Source organism: Flavobacterium cupreum, from assembly GCF_003996965.1.
GTDB classification, from domain to species: domain Bacteria; phylum Bacteroidota; class Bacteroidia; order Flavobacteriales; family Flavobacteriaceae; genus Flavobacterium; species Flavobacterium cupreum.
In genome coordinates, this window is the sequence record NZ_QWDM01000113.1 from 1 (window position 1) to 378 (window position 378).

Annotated in this window: 1 protein-coding gene; it reads left to right on the top strand. The window is 66.9% G+C overall.

Annotated elements, in window-relative coordinates; genetic code table 11:
- Positions 1-378: glutamate-cysteine ligase family protein (locus D0817_RS26850; RefSeq protein ID WP_238160959.1), on the top strand; the 378-nt coding region annotated here is incomplete at both ends.

The following is a 378-nucleotide window of genomic DNA, read 5'->3' on the forward strand; positions in this document are numbered from 1 at the left end:
GGCTGACCCAGCGCGCGCCCCTGTGCATCGGGCTGTCGGCCAATTCGCCGGGCTGGCAGGGCGAGGACTCGGGCTTTTGCAGCGCGCGCAGCAACGTCGTGAGCGCCTTCCCGATGAGCGGCATCATGCCCTCGCACATCAGGACCTGGGCCGACTTCCAGGCCCATTTCGACCGCCTCGCGGGCCACGGCATCGTCAACAGCATCAAGGATTTTTATTGGGACGTGCGCCCCAAGCCCGAGTACGGAACGATCGAGCTGCGCGTGCTCGACACCCCCCTGAAGCCAGCCTACGCGGCGGCGCTGGGCAGCTACGCGCGCGAGCTGTGCATCGAGGTCTACAACAATCCGGGCCGGTGGCCGAACGAGGATTGCAAGG